This is a genomic window from Nostoc sp., from assembly GCF_036917655.1.
In the GTDB taxonomy this organism is placed as follows: domain Bacteria; phylum Cyanobacteriota; class Cyanobacteriia; order Cyanobacteriales; family Nostocaceae; genus Nostoc.
Window position 1 is genome coordinate 31,088 of the sequence record NZ_JBALCY010000024.1, and the last position, 16,697, is coordinate 47,784.

The window sequence follows — 16,697 nt, forward strand, 5'->3', positions numbered from 1 at the left end:
ACAAATAATCAAAAGAAGTAATTCTCAATCTTAATATGAATTTTACCAATTGTCCTGATCCTAATTCATTTATTAAGAACGAGAACGAATTTTAAATTTTAAATCAAATGAAAAATTATCGATATCAAGTTGGCGGCACTTTAACCAGTGACGCTCCTAGCTATGTTGAGCGCAGAGCGGATGTGGAACTTTACGAAGCCTTGAAGCAGGGTGAATTTTGCTACATTCTGAGCTGTAGGCAAATGGGTAAATCTTCACTTATGGTAAAAACAAAGCATCGCTTTCAACAAGAGGGCTTTAAATGTGCCACCGTTGACATGACTAATATTGGTTGTGAAAATATAACTCCAGAGCAGTGGTATAAAGGAGTTGTAGGCGACCTATGGTTGAGTTTTAAACTGTTAGGAAAAGTCAATTTAAAAACCTGGTGGCAAGAACAAAATGATATTTCTTTGGTTCAGAAACTTAGTCGGTTTATTTCGGAAATTCTGTTAGCTCAGTTTCCTAACGAAAGACTATTTATTTTTATTGATGAAATTGATAGTATTCTCAGCCTCGATTTCTCTGTTGATGACTTTTTTAGTTTGATTCGGTTCTGTTATAACCAACGAGCAATTAATCCAGAGTATCATCGGATTACATTTGCAATTTTCGGTGTTGCCACACCTTCAGACTTAATTCTATATCGAAATCATACTACCCCGTTTAATCTTGGTAAAACCATACAAGTAAATGGTTTCACATTTGAAGAAGCTCAACCACTATCTTTAGGACTGAATATTAAAGACAATCATCCCCAGAAAGTTTTGAAAGAAGTATTAGCTTGGACAGAAGGGCAACCATTTCTTACTCAAAAGCTGTGTCGGCTACTTGGTAGTTTATCTCAAGATGATGTGGGTAGGAAGCTAAAAATTCCCCCTGGCACAGAAAAATTTTGGATAGAAAATGTGGTGCGATCGCACATCATCGAAAAATGGGAATCACAAGATGAACCGGAGCATTTGCGGACAATTCGCGATCGCATCCTCAGAAACGAACAATTTGCCGCCAGATTGCTAGGAATTTATCAACAAATCCTCCAAGGGGTGGAAGTACCAGCCGACGATAGTCGAGAACAGGTAGAACTGTTGCTATCTGGTTTGGTGATCAAAAAGCAAGGTTTTCTCCAAATCAAAAACCGAATTTATCAAGAAGTTTTCAATTTAGAATGGGTTGGAAAAAAATTAGCTTACTTGCGCCCCTACTACGAAACCTTCAATGCATGGATAGCCTCAAACCAAAAGGATGAATCTCGCTTATTGCGCGGACAAGCCTTGATTGATGCCAAAACTTGGGCAAATGGCAAAAGCTTGAGCAACTCAGATTATCGATTTTTAGCTGCTAGTGAAGAATTAGATCGGCGAGAAATGCAGCAAGCATTAGAGGCCGAACGTGCTAAAGAAGTCGAAGCACGACTTGCAGAACAACAAAAAAGACTGGCTCAACAGAGAATATCTTCCAGAATAGTAACATTTTTGCTTTTGGGCATGACGATTAAGTTGGTGATTTCTATAGTGTGGGGAATGTCGCTTTTACGAAAGATTGATGCTTTAGAATCACAGGGAAAATGTACCCACATAGGGCATCAGGGCAAAGTAATAACTGCAAATTCTCGGCTAGGTGGATGCTGACTGAATTTGAGATTTTAGATTTTGCGGTATTAATTAAATTTATCTTGTTTGAACAGTAATTTATATCTGTAGATAGATGAATACATTTTTCAAGTAATTAAATAATTCTATGCAGTACTACATATATATTTCTTTCGATAAAGTTATGACCCAATATCAGGTTAACTGCAAATAAATAACTTGTAAAAACAATGCACAATAATAAATTGTCAAAGACTCCCTCATCCATCTTTTCCAATTCCCAAGCAGCAGAACAAAACCCTAAATTGGCGTATAGACCGTTTGGTAGCCAAATTCAAAAAGCATCAGTTGCACCTGTGACACAAACGGACATAGAGAATGAAGCCTTTGCAGAACAGAAGTTTGAGGCAACTGGACTGGAATTACAAGCCAAATATGGCAAGATGACGCCAGAGGGGCAGGAACGGCTGACTGTGCTGCAAGCCAAGATGGATGGATTATTGAATTCTCGACTGGAACACGCAAAGCAATATAGTCATAACATTGCCAATATTCCACTAAGAAGACCAGATACACCAACACCAATTCAGGCAAAGCTGACAATTGGGGAGCCTGGAGATAAGTATGAGCAAGAGGCGGACGAAACAGCGCGTCAGGTAGTGCAACGGATTCATCAGCCACAGAGCGATAAACTTCAGCGTGACTCATTGCCAGAAGAAGAATTGCAAATGAAACCATCGGGCAATATTCAGCGCGAGTCATTGCCTGATGAAGAATTGCAAATGAAGCCGATGGTGCAGCGTCGTGTGTCAGACGGTGGTATAGCAGCAACACAAGATTTGGAAGCATCCATCAATCAGGCACGGGGTGGTGGACAGCCATTGGCAAAGAATATCCGTGAACCGATGGAGCAAGGATTTGGGGCTGATTTCAGTAGGGTGAAGGTTCACACAGATTCCCAGGCTGACCAGTTGAATCGGTCGATACAGGCGAAGGCGTTTACGACGGGGCAGGATGTGTTCTTTCGGCAGGGGGCGTATCAGCCAGGGAGTAGGGGAGGACAGGAGTTGATTGCCCATGAGTTGACCCATGTGGTACAGCAGAATGGGGGGGCGGTGCAGCGAGCACCAGACATTCAAGCAGCTACTCGACTAGTTGATTATTCTTCATCATCAGAATCAGACAATGAAGCACAGACGGCTGACAATGAAGAAGCTAATGCAAGTGAAAACTTAACGCGAGCAATAAATTGTCTAGAGAGAGCAACTCAGTTAGTTCCAGCACCCACTGAAGGGATGTTAGATGACGACGACCCGATGCTCGATCAAATTATGGTACTAATAGTTGAATCAACGGAAATAAGCCCGTTAATAAAACAAATTCCATCACCAGCCGTTCATGATTACAATTTAGAATACCCTAAATTCCAAGACTTTTTAACTGATCTCTACAATCACGACCAGCACTGTGTACAAGTATTACAATCATACTTAACAGCGTTTATAAGCCATGTGAAAAAGCAAATTATGTAGAGGACAAAGAGTATAAATTTAAATTGTATTAATAAAAGATAAAACCTTGCTATGGCTGGGTGTTGGGGGTAGGTGGTAGGCTGACAGGTGTAGGAAAAAAGGAAGAAAGCGGCTTTTTTGCATGAAACAGAAAAAAGACACACCAACTCTTGGCAAAGTTGGTAATTAGTCTTCCAGTTTATAACTGTGGTCCACGTATGAAGGTTAATGAGCGTGCGATTGCCCCATTGTTTGCTGGTTCAACCTGACCTAAAAGCGATCGCTCAATATGTTGGTTGATGAGCGTACGATCGCCTCATCTTGCAAGTGCGATCGCCTATCTTATAGCGAGAGTCAAACAATAAAAGCGATCGCTGAATATGTTGGTTGATGAGTGTGCGATCGCCTAATCTTGTTCGGGACGTTAGCTGCGTGATACGCATCCCATAAATCTTCTAATATCCTACCAACTACTTCTCGCTCTCTATGCCCAATTACCGCATAGGCAACCTTATATATCATAACAGGGACTTAAACTCGTCACGGCTTATCTGGCAATCGCGCAGTATTTGTGCTAGCAAACCCCGACCAATTGTTTCACCAGAATGTATTGGAACCACCGTTCGACGCCCATCATTATGTATCAAAATATGATGACTTCCGCGCACCCTAGCAACTTCAAAACCTATTTTGCCAAGCGCTGCAATGACTTCGCGTCCTGTCAAACTTGGCAGTTGGCTCATACTTCAACTGCAACTCGTTGGACACCCACAAAATCCAATGAATCTTGTTCATCCTCAAATTCCAAACAGAGTTCGATAGCTTCTCGGATACGTTCCATCAACTCATCTAAAGATTTAGCTTGCGTATGACACCCAGCAAGATTAGGAACCGAAGCGACAAAGTAGCCATCTGTATCCCGCTCGATAATCACATTAAATTCTCGCTTCATGATTAGCTGCCCAAGATTATTATTCCATTCTCTCACGATTACCGCCAGTACCAGCTAAGTGAAAGCATCGCTGTGAAAGCTGGGGTAAGAGAAGTTCTGTTACAGCTATTTTCAGGTAAATAGCTGTAAGACAATTGCGATCGCCCTATAGAAACGCAGGTCATCCCAAAGCTGCTGATGATGTGAGTTAAAATCCTGATATCTTCATAACTACTCACGCAGACAGCCCCCGAAAAAGCGATCGCCATGCTTCAGTATCCCAATCTCGAACAAGCGCTGAAATATCACTTCGGTTACGACAGGTTCCGCCCCGGACAACGGCAAATTATCGAAGATGCGCTGCAAAATCGAGATTTAATGGTTGTGATGCCGACTGGTGGGGGGAAATCTCTGTGTTTTCAGCTACCAGCGTTGTTAAAAAATGGATTAACTGTGGTGGTGTCACCGTTAATTGCTTTGATGCAAGACCAAGTAGAAGCACTGCGAAATAATAATATTAATGCAACATTTCTCAATAGCAGTTTGAATGCTTACCAAGTGCGATCGCGGGAAGAAGCCATCCTCAACGGTAAAGTAAAATTACTATACGTCGCCCCTGAACGTCTGCTGAGTGAAAGGTTTCTACCGTTTCTCGATTTAGTTAAAGAAAAAATCGGTATTTCTAGCTTTGCTATTGATGAAGCGCACTGCGTTTCGGAATGGGGACACGATTTTCGTCCAGAATATCGCCAGTTAAAATCTCTGAGAAAACGCTATCCTGATGTTCCTACCGTCGCCCTCACCGCCACAGCAACCGATCGCGTCCGTAGTGATATCATTCAACAATTAGGGCTGAAGCAACCTAGCATCCATCTTGCCAGTTTTAACCGTGAAAATCTTTATTACGATGTTCGTCCTAAAACTAAATATGCTTACGCTGAATTGTTAGAACTAATTCGAGAAACTGAAGGTTCGACAATTATTTATTGTTTAACTCGTAAAAAAGTTGATGAACTCACTTTTAAACTGCAAAATGATCAAGTTGTTGTTTTACCTTATCACGCCGGATTAAATGATGAGGAACGTAGTAGTAATCAAACGCGATTTATTCGAGATGATGTTCGGGTTATGGTGGCAACAGTCGCCTTTGGGATGGGAATTAATAAACCCGATGTGCGGTTGGTAGTTCACTTTGATATGCCCAGAAATATAGAAAGTTATTATCAAGAATCTGGTAGGGCAGGTAGAGATGGAGAAGCATCTAGGTGTACAATATTTTTCAGCTTTGGTGATGTTAAAACAATTGAATGGAGTATTGATCAAAAAACTGACCCTCAAGAACAGTTGATTGCCAAACAACAACTGCGGCAGATGATCGATTATGCTGAAGGCACTGATTGTCGGCGAACGATTCAACTGGGTTATTTTGGAGAAAGGTTTCCTGGGAATTGCGGTAACTGTGACAATTGTCGTCATCCCAAACCCATGCAAGATTGGACAATTGAAGCCATGAAGTTTTTATCTTGCGTGGCGCGTTGCAAAGAAAGGTTTGGGATGCTACACATAATTGATGTGTTGCGGGGGGCAAAAAAAGATAAAATTATCCAGTACGAACACGATAAACTTTCTACCTACGGTATTGGTAAAGATAGAACTTTAGATGAATGGCGAATGTTAGGGCGATCGCTTTTACATCAAGGGTTAATAGAACAAACTAGCGATGGTTACTCAGTTTTAAAACTAAACCCTCTGAGTTGGGAAGTAATGCGAAAACAACGCACAGTTTCCCTAGCTGTAACCACAGTCCAAAAGATTACCTGGGAACAGGGTAGTGAAAAAGCAGAAGTTGCGGAAGTATTATTACAGAAGTTGCGATCGCTACGTAAGCAATTAGCTGATGAGCAATCTGTAGCACCTTACGTCATCTTCCACGATTCCACTTTAAAATTGATGGTACAGGTACAACCTCAAAACTTAGTTGAATTTGCCAAACTTTCTGGTGTAGGTAGTCACAAACTCGCTCAATATGGCGAAAAGTTTATTACAGAAATTTGTGCTTACCGCCAAGAAAAAGGTTTGCAAAATAAATCGGCTAATAATAATTATGTATCCTCTCCCAACTCATCTTCTTACACCGAATTACAGACATTACAATTACATCAACAAGGTTTAAATATCGCTCAAATTGCTCAAAAACGTAATATTAGTCCAGCAACAGTTAGCAATCATCTAGAGAAACTAATTGAGAAAAATCAGCCAGTTGATTTAAATCAATTAGTACCTCTAGAACATCAACAAAAAATTTGGCAAGTTTTAGAAGTACTCGGTGACATTTCCCTCACTCCCATCAAAGAACAATTAGGTGAAAGCTACAGTTTTGATGAAATTCGCTTAGTACGGGGTAAGTGGCGGCGCAAAAATCGCAAGTGAGAATTTACTTAGGACGTGTAATACAAACTAAAAAATATCATTATTTCGTAATAAAGATTCTCAACAGAAATTTCTAACGCTCACTCAAGACAACTCTAACCATCTCATACTGGGTGGCTGGTTTTGCGTTTTATTTGGTGCATTTTGTTTAAGTATTACTATTTACTCATATATTTGTTTTTTGAAACACTAGATAAGGAAGCTCAACTTAAATCTTATAATTAAAATACAAGAGCAATATTAAAGGAGTTAGCTGATGAATCAGATGTTAACAGCAGGAGTACGCTGGAAAATTCAGACAGTTATTAATCAACTAAATACAACACAAAACCAACCTACCAATAGTAACTCTGAATGTGTTTTATTAGGAGAAAAGGCGACAGTATAACTGAAAGATATTAGTTTAGTAACTAAAGGAGAGTTTAAAATTGAATATTTAGAAGGTAATGAATGGAAATATGCAGCTTTTAGAGTACCAGAAAAAGAATATCATTAGTAACCTGCAACAAAGCAATTGTTCCACCTGTAAATTCTCAATTTATATAGAAAAATTGGTGATATCAAAAAGCAGATCCCCGACTTATTTAAGAAGCCGGGGATCTGAGGGTTACAATTATCACAAATTAAATAGAATGCACTACTGAACGACACGATCGCACTGTGAAACTATGTACGTACTGTCTAATAGACTTGTGTAGAAATGATAAATACTTACAGCAGAAGAATTTCAGCGATTATAGTAGAATGAGCAATGTCTACGACGGGCTTTGCCTACGCTTGACCCAGTAGACGCATAAATTATCATTTGAACGCAAAAATATAGCGATTAGAAAAAATCAATTTTTCCAATTTGGCAAATAGGACATCAATTCGGAGAACAATTAGAACAAAAATCAGGACTAAATTTACAAAATTGGCTGCCTGTCAATGAGTAAGCTGTACAATAAGGAAAACTCGTAAGCTCAACTTTGGCTGTTTGTAATTTTGAACCATTCCGCGACACTTCAGTAACTTTGATTTTATCAGCCAGAAGGATAGCTAAAATCTTAGGTAACGCTATGCAAGCAGCAATGTTGACCAGCGTTAGCAGTATGGCATCTATCAAAATCATAGGTAATCATCCCTTGTGAGAAATAGGCGATCGCTGTTCTTAGATGCAAGCATAATGTATGTTTAGCATTGATGTTCAGTCAATCTATTGCTTGCAGTCTATGTAAATCAACTTTAACATAAATTTTTGTAAATATAAACGTGGAATTCCGGGAATTATTATACACAGAAGGGAATGTGGATAATAAGGACGGTTATTGTAGCGTAATAACAAAATAAGCTAGAAAACGATCAGTTTACGATATTTAGGTAAGGTGTTATGTCAAAAACCCAAACCGCATCTTCTTTTTTATCTAACATCAGTGAGCAAGAACGCCACGCATTAAAGCGGTTGGTAGATTACACAAATGTGGAATCGCTACCAGAAATTTGGCCTTTGGCAGCTCAACGATTTGGTGATGTTGTCGCCCTCCGCAACCCTCACGCTAAACCAGAAGTAGCGATTACTTATACCCAGCTAGCAGAGCAAATACAACTATTTGCTACTGGGTTGCAGGCGTTGGAAGTAAAAGTTGGCGATCGCATTTCCTTAATTGCTGACAATAGTCCTCGCTGGTTTATTGCCGATCAAGGCATAATGACTGCTGGGGGAGTTGATGCGGTGCGTAGCTCGCAAGCGGAAAAAGAAGAACTGCTGTTTATCATCGCTAATAGCGGCAGTACGGCAATCGTAGTTGAGGATTTAAAAACACTTAAAAAACTACAAGATCGCCTCAAAGATTTACCAATTCAACTGGTAATTTTACTTTCAGATGAAGCACCACCAGCAGACGAAACCTTAAAGGTGCTGAACTTTGCCCAGTTGCTCGAAATTGGGAAAAATCATAATTTTGTGCCAGTTAAACAAAATCGTGACGCTCTGGCAACCCTAATTTACACCTCTGGCACCACGGGCAAACCCAAGGGTGTAATGCTGTCTTATAACAATTTGATGCACCAACTGCTGACTTTCATGACAGTATTGCAACCAAACGTGGGTGATATTGTTCTCAGTATTTTACCTTCCTGGCACAGCTACGAACGAACTGTTGAATATTACCTACTATCTCAAGGTTGCACACAAGTTTATACCAACTTGCGCTCTGTGAAAGGGGATTTGAGACAATTTAAACCCAACTATATGGTGGGTGTACCCCGCCTGTGGGAATCGATTTATGAAGGAGTTCAAAAGCAATTCCGCGAACAACCAGCGAATAAGCAACGCCTAATTAATTTTTTATTGGGCATTAGCGATAAATATATCAAAGCGCGGCGAGTTGCTCAGGGATTGAGTTTAAATGATCTTCATGCTTCACCCGTCGAACGATTAGCAGCTAAGATACAAGCATCTGCTTTATTACCCCTCCATGCCTTGGGAGAACGACTGGTTTATGCCAAGGTGCGAGAAGCCACAGGAGGACAAGTCAAGCAGATGATTAGCGGCGGCGGTGCGCTTCCCAGACACATAGATAACTTCTTTGAAATTATTGGTGTGCAGATTTTGCAAGGTTATGGCTTGACAGAAACTTCTCCTGTTACCCATGTGCGGCGTCCTTGGCGAAATTTGATTGGTGCATCAGGGCAACCACTTCCGGCTACAGAAGCTAAAATTGTAGATCCTGAGACAAAAGCGCCTCTGCCAATAGAGAAGCGAGGCTTGCTATTGTTGAGGGGGCCGCAGATTATGCAAGGCTATTACCAAAATCCGGAAGCGACAGCGAAAGCAATTGATGCTGAAGGTTGGTTTGATAGCGGCGATTTGGGTTGGCTGACACCACAAGACGACTTGGTGCTGACTGGCAGGGCGAAGGATACGATTGTATTGACTAACGGGGAAAACATCGAGCCACAGCCAATTGAAGATGCGTGTTTGCGATCGCCATACATCGATCAAATTATGCTCGTCGGCCAAGATCAGCGCAGTCTGGGAGCCTTAATTGTCCCCAATGTCGAAGCCCTAGAAAAATGGGCAGCAAGCCAAAATCTGATCCTGGATACGCAGAATGATCAAGTTACTTCCTCACCTAGTCAAAAAATTGACTTGGAGAGTAGAATGATCCAGGATTTATTTCGGCAAGAATTGAATCGAGAAGTGCAAAATCGTCCAGGCTTTCGACCGGATGACCGCATCGGAACGTTCAAACTCATTCTGGAACAGTTTTCCATCGAAAATGGCTTGATGACACAAACACTGAAAGTTCGCCGACATATCGTCACGGATCGCTATCGCGATATTATTGACGGCATGTTTGCCTGATAATTCCACCTCCCAACTGTAAAGAGTGAACGTGAAATGTTTATGGATGCCTCCAAATCTAATTTGCTCCTGAAACGCGTCGTTAACGTCAAAGTCATTGTTACTCCCCTCTGGAAAGAGGAAGTACAACAGCAGCTGCAAACGCAGATCAATCAACTTGATCAGCAACTGCAACAGCTAGACGTTGAAGGACAAAGAGCGATCGCGGCAATTCAAAAGCAGAGTCTGCAACCACCTGGTCCCCAGACCCTCCAACAAATTGACAATATCCAACTCCAAGTCAATCAAAAGAAAAGTGAATTTCTAGAGCAGAAAAATCAGTTGCTGCAAAACCTCCAGCAAGTACAGTTTCTCCAGCAAGATCAGGAAGTCAACCAATTCCAAATGGAAGGCTTTTTCCGGGTAGAGACGGGAGATAACTTGATTAGCAAAATGCAGGTCGAAATCGTTCTGCGCGATGGCGTTGTCGAAGAAATTCGCGGCGACATTTAATAAAGTTATGAGTTATGAGTTATGAGTTATGAGTTTAAATTCCTCACTCTTAACTTTTAACTCCTCACTCCTAACTCCTAACTAACTCCTCACTCCAGCCCAAACAATTTGCCACACTGGAGGTGAGCTAATAAAAAGCGATCGCCCGAAGGCTGTCATCTCAACTCGATATTTAATACCAACTGCATTATCACCTCGCTTGATTTGCGTAATCGTCACAAAAGCCTGATTTCGTTGCGGATAAGCTACCTCTACCTTTCGCGTTCCTCCTACTGATGCTATGTCGTCAAAAGCATTCAGGGCGAGGGTAGCAGGATCACTACCTTGGAGAGATGAGTTGATCTTTTCTAGAGGTATAGTTTTATAATCGGAACGCTCTGAGTATGCCACAACCTCTTGAGACTGATGTATTGCTCTCACCTGCTGCGTTTCCCCATCACTAGTCTCAATAATCGGTGCAGATGGCTGGCGCTGGATAATATAAACTCCAGCGCCAGCAGTGGCAAAGATACCTAATATCACAATCAAAAAGAATTTCAACTTTGCCGACATAAAAGTAAACAGGAATTTCAAATAGGTTTATTACCAATTTTGAATTCTAGATTGAACTGTATCCCATATCCTCTATCTGCGAGAAGCTCTTGTATCTTAAGCAGTAGTTATAAGGAATATAAATAGCAATCCCATTTAATCTGTGAGCAACTCGTGGTGGTTTTTGCAAGTCAAGGACTAAAACAAGATGTTGGCTAACCATTGAGGATAGCTCTGTATTATAGACCTCTAAGTTATATTTAGGTTCCTAGAGTCAAGAGTTAGGAGTTGGGAGTTGGGAGTTTGGAGTTTGGAGTTTGGAGTTTGGAACTCTCCCAACGCCCAATGCCCAATACTTCTCTACGAGAGGCTGGGCCAACGCCTTACCTCGGCTCCGGTCGGCACAAGTCGCTCAGTACAAGTGCCCAATGCCCAACCTAAAATATAAAATCTCCAGTCCAAAATTCTTTTCTCAAGATACAATTCGATCTGACAAAAGCTGTTAAAGTCCATAAACCATTGATTCCCAAACCACCCTATGAGCATTCACGAAGTATTTATGCCGGCGCTGAGTTCTACCATGACGGAAGGCAAAATCGTCTCCTGGGTGAAATCGCCAGGGGACAAAGTGGAAAAAGGCGAAACAGTGGTGGTTGTAGAGTCAGATAAGGCAGATATGGATGTAGAAACCTTTTATGAGGGATTTCTTGCCCATATTATAGTTGAAGCTGGTGAAACTGCCCCGGTCGGATCTGCGATCGCCTTTATTGCCGAAACGGAAGCTGAAATTGAACAGGCCAAATCTCTTGCCAATTCCGGCGGCGTGGCTGCTACTACTACCTCTTCCCCTGAACTAATCCCCGCCACCACAGCCTCAGCTGCAACACCTGTCTTAGCGTCTCAAAACGGGTCTAACCACAAAGAAGGAAGGCTTGTCGCTTCACCCCGCGCCCGCAAGTTAGCTAAAGAACTCAAAGTTGATTTAACTACTCTCCAAGGCACTGGCCCCCACGGCCGCATTGTCGCCGAAGATGTGGAAGCATTGTCCAATCAGGGCAAACAACCCGCTACTGCCCCAGTTGCCCCAGCAGCACCCGTACCAACCAGCGCCCCAGTTGCACCCCCAGCACCTAAGACACCAGCACCTGCGCCAGTGGTAGCGGCTGTTCCTGGTCAAATCGTGCCTCTAACTACCTTCCAAAATGCCGTAGTGCGGAACATGGTAGCTACCATATCCGTGCCCGTCTTCCGTGTCGGTTATACAATTACTACTGATGGGTTAGACAAACTTTATAAACAAATTAAATCCAAAGGCGTGACAATGACAGCGCTACTGGCGAAAGCTGTAGCGGTGACGTTGCAAAAACACCCATTGTTAAATGCTAGTTATTCAGATCAGGGTATTGTTTATCATTCTGATATCAACATTTCCGTAGCAGTAGCGATGGATGATGGCGGCTTGATTACGCCTGTGCTGCAAAATGCCGACGCAGTGGATATTTATTCTCTATCGCGTACTTGGAAGTCTTTGGTAGAACGTGCCAGGGCTAAACAATTACAGCCTCAAGAATACAACAGTGGTACTTTTACCCTGTCCAATTTGGGGATGTTTGGCGTAGACAAATTTGATGCAATTTTACCGCCTGGACAAGGTTCAATTTTAGCGATCGGGGCATCCCGTCCGCAAGTGGTAGCAACACCCGATGGTTTATTTGGCGTGCGTCAACAAATGCAAGTCAATATTACTTCCGACCACCGGATTATTTACGGTGCCCATGCTGCGGCGTTCTTGCAAGATTTAGCGAAATTGATTGAGACAAATCCTCAATCTTTGACACTGTAGTTTTGAAAAAACACCAAATTTAAATGTTAGCGCTATGAGCGAACAGCAGTTTGTCGTAGAGTAGCGCTAACAATAAACAATACATACACTTAAATTTTTGATGGACAAACTATAAGAATTTTGGACTGCTATATATTCCTTGCTCGCTTTATGGGTTGTACTCACACCAAAACCGATGTTTAAATCCAAGCCAATCGCCAGTTTGAGTATAACCGAGATCGTATGCATATCCACTCTCCCAAAAACTGATGGTATAACGTCTACAACCTTCAAGTGTCTCTTGCATAAGTTGTCTGACTTGCTCACCTTTGGGATAACTAATCATTTCTGAGAGCGACTTATCAACCGCAAACATTCCACTAGCTTTCAATCCTAATTTAATAGCTTTTATTTGATTGGATGAAGTAGTACAAAGAATTCGATGCTTATAAGTATAATTGTAGCCGCCATAATAGTAGCCATAAATTATGATAGGTTCTAGCCTTGCAAGAATTTTGTTTATCTTTTCAAACAAGTCCTGTGTATTTGAATTCTTAGATTTGCAAGAGGTTAGAGCTTCAACGTTTACATCCAACGAACCAGTATCCTGGAACTCAACCTGGACAGGAACAGTGGGTATCAGACAGAGCCAGTCTCGGTCTAAAGTCTGACCCAAAATAATATAAACTTCAAAATTGTAGTCAGTATAACTAGTATCATAAAGTACGTAAACTTCAGGGTTTTGCAAATTCTGTTTAACGAAATAGGCTAGAGCTTGGTAGACATTTGCACGCTGCTCTAGTACGTAAGAAGGGACTCTATCTTTGCGCTCTCTCCAATATGGAGCGTACTCACAGTCTTTTACTTGAGCAGTTGGTGTTCCTCTAGATTCAATATCCTGCCAATGTTGAATTGCTCGATCTATCTTAGTAGATTGAACAGTAGAATAAACAAAGCCCTCGGAAACTAAAAACTTCCAAATGTTGAATTTTCCTTGCTCTTCACTATTCCAGAGAAAAAGATTGTTCCAGAATTTCTGAACGTCAGGAAGATTTGCATTGTAACTTTCTAGAACCCTAAAAATTCTTTCCGTTTCTGAATGCATTTGTTACCCTCAATTGAGAATCCCCTTCTGCTACTATATTACCCAACAGAGTTCTGAACTGTTGCTCTTATTCCACAATTCAAGTGCAAGAATATGACTTATACCAGTAAATTGGGCAGCCTCAGTCATTAGCTTATTTTCACTAGCGCTGGCAAATGCCTCTATTTGTTCAGTCGATTCACTTAAAATAATCATTTCTTCCTCAGCGTACCTTTGCGCTTCTCTCAGCGTGCCTCCGCGTTTAAAAAAATAAAAAAGGTGGAGATTACCCACCCGACAAATTTATCCTTTCACACAAAGAACTTGCTTGAGTGTTGCTACAACCTCAACCAAATCCGCTTGATTTTTCATAACTTGTTCTATCGGTTTATAAGCACCAGGAATTTCATCTAACACACCCTCATCTTTACGGCATTCTACGCCTTGAGTTTGCTCAATCAAATCATCTAGTGTGTAGACATTTTTTGCCTGATTTCTAGACATCAAACGCCCTGCACCGTGGGAACAGTTATGTACTAACAATGGGGTATAATATTCGGTGAATACAATGTAATTGTTATGATCTTCAACTGTAAAGTTATAGACAGGCATTTCTAAGTTAGATTCAACCTTAGATACTCTATTCATTGCCAAAGACAGGTCAATAGATTGCCCTTTAAACTTGGAAATATCTACCATTTTTCCCAACTTAGCCATAGTAGTGAGGTTGTCACATTTTAATTTTCCTCCTACTATTGAATTAGCTAATATTAGCTTATCTGAATAGAGTCTAGATGGCGGTTCATCAATCACCAGTCTTTTACAAATAGAGGATAATTTGCTCAATAAAATATTGTCACGAAATTCCACCACATAATTAGTTCGATTCCGGTAAACTTTGTAGGCAATACCTAAAGATAAAAGGCTATAAACTAAAATTGAAAACATTTCTTTTTTACCGACACTGATAGATACTATTCCCTTATTATAAGTTCCATCACCATCCAAATAGCCAGCTAAAAAATAGACTGCTAGAAATGGATTACCCATGAGAATATTAGGTAAATTCGGTAAAATATGTTTCACTTTCTCAACAAAAGATAGGTCACTTACTGTTAGTTCAACCAGTCCTGAACCTGTAATTGAGCGTCCTTTTAAATGAGAAGTTATTGGTTGTTGTATCCTATAAGAAACCTTTGCGGTGTATGACTTAAATAGTTCCTGCAAATGTTGGATAAAAGGTTGTTTGGCAGGGTCTTGGGATTGATAAATACGAATATATGATTGTAAGTATTTACCATTGCGGGGTCTATCATTTATCTCTGGAGCATTTTTACGTTCTTTAATATGGATAGTCCCATCTGACAAGATCGCACCAAGCAAGTAGTAAAAATTGATGTCTTGTTCTTCTCCTGTCAAACTAGAGCGAATGTTGATACTTGTAGGTACGATGACTCCTCCAGAGGATAAGGTGATATCTTCAACGGGAAGATAGGATAATATACCTTGCTGGTAGGTAGCAAAAGGATGATTGGGAGTACAAGTAATTGTGTTTTCTAATCTGCCTCTAGTTTGAGACACAGAATACTTATTCGCTAAGGCTATTCGTTCACTTCGCTCTAGAATTTCCTTCGGCTCAAACTTCTGGAGTTTTTCGTTGTAGGAGATTAACTTAATAGGCTGAGATGAATTAAATACATCTTCTATATTCATCAAACCAAACTCAGTTAAAATCTTAGTTCCAGCTGCAAAGCAAGAGCAAAAACTATGGGCATTACCTTTACCCTTAACGATGAAAGACTTTGCCCCCATCGAACCAGGAATAATCCCATAATCTTCAGTCTGGGCGCGGACTGCACCCTTACGAGTAACGTATACATCCTCGTCAAAATGCACTTCTTTTTCGGCGTAATTGTGATGACAATTAACCTGCAATAAAGGTTTAGTTGCCTTCCCACCTGCTAAATGCTTCTCAACAATATGTTTGAAACGCGCCATCATCACATCACGGTTGACACGCGCATAGTTTTGTGACCATTGCAAATCGTGCCAGTATGCTTGGAATTCTGGCGTACCAGCCACAAAGTGAGCCAAATCAGGGTCAGGCAATTTATTACCTGCCATCTTTGCTAATTCTCTAGCTGTGTGAATATGACACTGGGCGAGTTTATTGCCGATGTTGCGCGAACCAGAATGCAGCATCAGCCAAACTTGATTCTCGGTATCAAGGCACACTTCAATAAAGTGGTTTCCTCCACCGAGAGAACCCATCTGTTTCATCGCTTTACCTTGTAGGTCTTGTACGCCGCGATGCAAGTCTTTAAAATCATCCCAGCATTGCCAGTTGCTAACAGATTTTTCAACGTCTTTGTTTTCGTTGAATCCAGTAGGAATTGCTGCTTCAATATCCAGGCGGATTTTCTTCAGTTTACCTTCTAGTTGTTCGGCGGTAAATGATGTTTTGATAGCGCTCATCCCACAACCAATATCCACACCTACAGCAGCTGGGATAATTGCCTCTTTGGTCGCAATTACAGAACCCACTAATGCACCTTTTCCTAAGTGAACATCGGGCATTAATGCCACATGCTTAAACACAAATGGTAGCGATGCCACATTCTTTGCCATCTTAGTTTCTTCTGGCCCCAAAGAGTGATTTGCCCAAGATAAGACGGGTGTTGGTGTGGTAACTTCTAACTTCTCGTAGGGCATAGTTTTTTGGATTTTGGATTTTAAATTTTAGATTTTGGATTGAGTATATAGCACTGATAATTTATCTAGTACTTTCTCAGGGTTTGTAGTAAACACTTGAGTGCTTAGAAAATAAGGACTTTAGTCCTTACTACGAACTTGCTTACCCATCAATTTCAACTTGACATACTACTAGTTAGTTCTAGCAATTTAAATGTTTATTGTCTT

Annotated in this window: 15 protein-coding genes and 2 pseudogenes; 7 read left to right on the top strand and 10 right to left on the bottom strand. The window is 41.0% G+C overall.

The features are described from left to right. Positions 1 to 107: 107 nt before the first annotated feature. Positions 108 to 1,670 carry an AAA-like domain-containing protein gene (locus tag V7K30_RS11110; RefSeq protein ID WP_334999096.1) on the top strand — a complete coding sequence of 521 codons (1,563 nt, stop codon included), beginning with the start codon at positions 108 to 110 and terminating at the stop codon, positions 1,668 to 1,670. Between the two features lie 191 nt (positions 1,671 to 1,861). Beyond that, a complete protein-coding gene (locus V7K30_RS11115; protein WP_334999097.1) occupies positions 1,862 to 3,163 on the top strand; it encodes an eCIS core domain-containing protein in 1,302 nt (433 codons plus the stop codon). A 333-nt stretch (positions 3,164 to 3,496) separates the two neighbouring features. Here V7K30_RS11115 and V7K30_RS11120 read toward each other — a convergent pair whose 3' ends face one another. From V7K30_RS11120 to V7K30_RS11135, 4 genes are read right to left on the bottom strand one after another with little or no spacing between them, the layout of a single operon-like run. Next, positions 3,497 to 3,664 (bottom strand): hypothetical protein, encoded by a 168-nt coding sequence (locus V7K30_RS11120; RefSeq protein ID WP_334999098.1) that lies wholly within the window; start codon positions 3,662 to 3,664, stop codon positions 3,497 to 3,499. Then, complete coding sequence (locus V7K30_RS11125) at positions 3,661 to 3,885, bottom strand: type II toxin-antitoxin system HicA family toxin (RefSeq protein ID WP_334908643.1); 225 nt, start codon at positions 3,883 to 3,885, stop codon at positions 3,661 to 3,663. The genes V7K30_RS11120 and V7K30_RS11125 overlap by 4 nt, the downstream gene beginning before the upstream one ends. Beyond that, on the bottom strand, positions 3,882 to 4,094 hold the full coding sequence (locus V7K30_RS11130; protein WP_334999099.1) for a type II toxin-antitoxin system HicB family antitoxin: 213 nt from the start codon (positions 4,092 to 4,094) through the stop codon (positions 3,882 to 3,884). The genes V7K30_RS11125 and V7K30_RS11130 overlap by 4 nt, the downstream gene beginning before the upstream one ends. Positions 4,095 to 4,132: 38 nt before the next feature. Beyond that, a complete protein-coding gene (locus tag V7K30_RS11135) occupies positions 4,133 to 4,342 on the bottom strand; it encodes a hypothetical protein (RefSeq protein ID WP_334999100.1) in 210 nt (69 codons plus the stop codon). Here V7K30_RS11135 and recQ point away from each other — a divergent pair. Together recQ and V7K30_RS11145 are read left to right on the top strand one after the other, a co-directional pair. Further along, complete coding sequence (recQ, locus tag V7K30_RS11140) at positions 4,341 to 6,503, top strand: DNA helicase RecQ (protein ID WP_334999101.1); 2,163 nt, start codon at positions 4,341 to 4,343, stop codon at positions 6,501 to 6,503. The two genes, V7K30_RS11135 and recQ, sit on opposite strands and share 2 nt — an antisense overlap. A gap of 256 nt (positions 6,504 to 6,759) precedes the next feature. Next, a complete protein-coding gene (locus tag V7K30_RS11145) occupies positions 6,760 to 6,891 on the top strand; it encodes a hypothetical protein (protein ID WP_334999102.1) in 132 nt (43 codons plus the stop codon). 477 nt (positions 6,892 to 7,368) lie between these two features. On the opposite strand, the gene V7K30_RS11150 is transcribed toward V7K30_RS11145, so the two are convergent. Continuing rightward, on the bottom strand, positions 7,369 to 7,614 hold the full coding sequence (locus V7K30_RS11150) for a hypothetical protein (protein WP_334999103.1): 246 nt from the start codon (positions 7,612 to 7,614) through the stop codon (positions 7,369 to 7,371). A gap of 258 nt (positions 7,615 to 7,872) precedes the next feature. Between V7K30_RS11150 and V7K30_RS11155 the strand changes: the two genes are divergently transcribed. Further along, on the top strand, positions 7,873 to 9,849 hold the full coding sequence (locus V7K30_RS11155) for an AMP-dependent synthetase/ligase (RefSeq protein WP_334999104.1): 1,977 nt from the start codon (positions 7,873 to 7,875) through the stop codon (positions 9,847 to 9,849). A 42-nt stretch (positions 9,850 to 9,891) separates the two neighbouring features. After that, positions 9,892 to 10,341 carry a YlqD family protein gene (locus V7K30_RS11160; protein ID WP_334962883.1) on the top strand — a complete coding sequence of 150 codons (450 nt, stop codon included), beginning with the start codon at positions 9,892 to 9,894 and terminating at the stop codon, positions 10,339 to 10,341. Positions 10,342 to 10,422: 81 nt separating this feature from the next. Here V7K30_RS11160 and V7K30_RS11165 read toward each other — a convergent pair whose 3' ends face one another. Beyond that, the gene (locus tag V7K30_RS11165; protein ID WP_334999105.1) at positions 10,423 to 10,893 is read right to left on the bottom strand and encodes a hypothetical protein; all 471 of its coding nucleotides are present in this window, start codon (positions 10,891 to 10,893) and stop codon (positions 10,423 to 10,425) included. Between the two features lie 517 nt (positions 10,894 to 11,410). On the opposite strand from V7K30_RS11165, the gene V7K30_RS11170 reads away from it, so the two are divergent. Then, positions 11,411 to 12,715, top strand: coding sequence for a dihydrolipoamide acetyltransferase family protein (locus V7K30_RS11170; RefSeq protein WP_334999106.1), 1,305 nt, complete (start codon positions 11,411 to 11,413; stop codon positions 12,713 to 12,715). A 148-nt stretch (positions 12,716 to 12,863) separates the two neighbouring features. Here V7K30_RS11170 and V7K30_RS11175 read toward each other — a convergent pair whose 3' ends face one another. From V7K30_RS11175 to V7K30_RS11190, 4 genes and pseudogenes are all read right to left on the bottom strand, one after another. Next, entirely contained in the window at positions 12,864 to 13,799 is a 936-nt protein-coding gene (locus V7K30_RS11175) for a hypothetical protein (protein WP_334999107.1), read from the bottom strand. A 282-nt stretch (positions 13,800 to 14,081) separates the two neighbouring features. Continuing rightward, positions 14,082 to 14,495: an RtcB family protein gene (locus V7K30_RS11180; protein WP_334999153.1), complete on the bottom strand. Its 414-nt coding sequence runs from the start codon at positions 14,493 to 14,495 to the stop codon at positions 14,082 to 14,084. A 168-nt stretch (positions 14,496 to 14,663) separates the two neighbouring features. Next, positions 14,664 to 14,828 (bottom strand): annotated as a pseudogene (locus V7K30_RS34225) (LAGLIDADG family homing endonuclease); the annotation flags it as partial. Between the two features lie 477 nt (positions 14,829 to 15,305). Further along, positions 15,306 to 16,490 (bottom strand): annotated as a pseudogene (locus V7K30_RS11190) (RtcB family protein); the annotation flags it as partial. Positions 16,491 to 16,697: the final 207 nt, after the last annotated feature.

What these genes read in the sequence shown, in the direction of transcription:
- V7K30_RS11110 (WP_334999096.1), top strand. Translation starts at nt 108, where the DNA reads ATGAAAAATTATCGATATCAAGTTGGCGGCACTTTAACCAGTGACGCT.
- V7K30_RS11115 (WP_334999097.1), top strand. Translation starts at nt 1,862, where the DNA reads ATGCACAATAATAAATTGTCAAAGACTCCCTCATCCATCTTTTCCAAT.
- V7K30_RS11120 (WP_334999098.1), bottom strand. Translation starts at nt 3,664, where the DNA reads ATGATATATAAGGTTGCCTATGCGGTAATTGGGCATAGAGAGCGAGAA.
- V7K30_RS11125 (WP_334908643.1), bottom strand. Translation starts at nt 3,885, where the DNA reads ATGAGCCAACTGCCAAGTTTGACAGGACGCGAAGTCATTGCAGCGCTT.
- V7K30_RS11130 (WP_334999099.1), bottom strand. Translation starts at nt 4,094, where the DNA reads ATGAAGCGAGAATTTAATGTGATTATCGAGCGGGATACAGATGGCTAC.
- recQ (WP_334999101.1), top strand. Translation starts at nt 4,341, where the DNA reads ATGCTTCAGTATCCCAATCTCGAACAAGCGCTGAAATATCACTTCGGT.
- V7K30_RS11135 (WP_334999100.1), bottom strand. Translation starts at nt 4,342, where the DNA reads ATGGCGATCGCTTTTTCGGGGGCTGTCTGCGTGAGTAGTTATGAAGAT.
- V7K30_RS11145 (WP_334999102.1), top strand. Translation starts at nt 6,760, where the DNA reads ATGAATCAGATGTTAACAGCAGGAGTACGCTGGAAAATTCAGACAGTT.
- V7K30_RS11150 (WP_334999103.1), bottom strand. Translation starts at nt 7,614, where the DNA reads ATGATTTTGATAGATGCCATACTGCTAACGCTGGTCAACATTGCTGCT.
- V7K30_RS11155 (WP_334999104.1), top strand. Translation starts at nt 7,873, where the DNA reads ATGTCAAAAACCCAAACCGCATCTTCTTTTTTATCTAACATCAGTGAG.
- V7K30_RS11160 (WP_334962883.1), top strand. Translation starts at nt 9,892, where the DNA reads ATGGATGCCTCCAAATCTAATTTGCTCCTGAAACGCGTCGTTAACGTC.
- V7K30_RS11165 (WP_334999105.1), bottom strand. Translation starts at nt 10,893, where the DNA reads ATGTCGGCAAAGTTGAAATTCTTTTTGATTGTGATATTAGGTATCTTT.
- V7K30_RS11170 (WP_334999106.1), top strand. Translation starts at nt 11,411, where the DNA reads ATGAGCATTCACGAAGTATTTATGCCGGCGCTGAGTTCTACCATGACG.
- V7K30_RS11175 (WP_334999107.1), bottom strand. Translation starts at nt 13,799, where the DNA reads ATGCATTCAGAAACGGAAAGAATTTTTAGGGTTCTAGAAAGTTACAAT.
- V7K30_RS11180 (WP_334999153.1), bottom strand. Translation starts at nt 14,495, where the DNA reads ATGGCTAAGTTGGGAAAAATGGTAGATATTTCCAAGTTTAAAGGGCAA.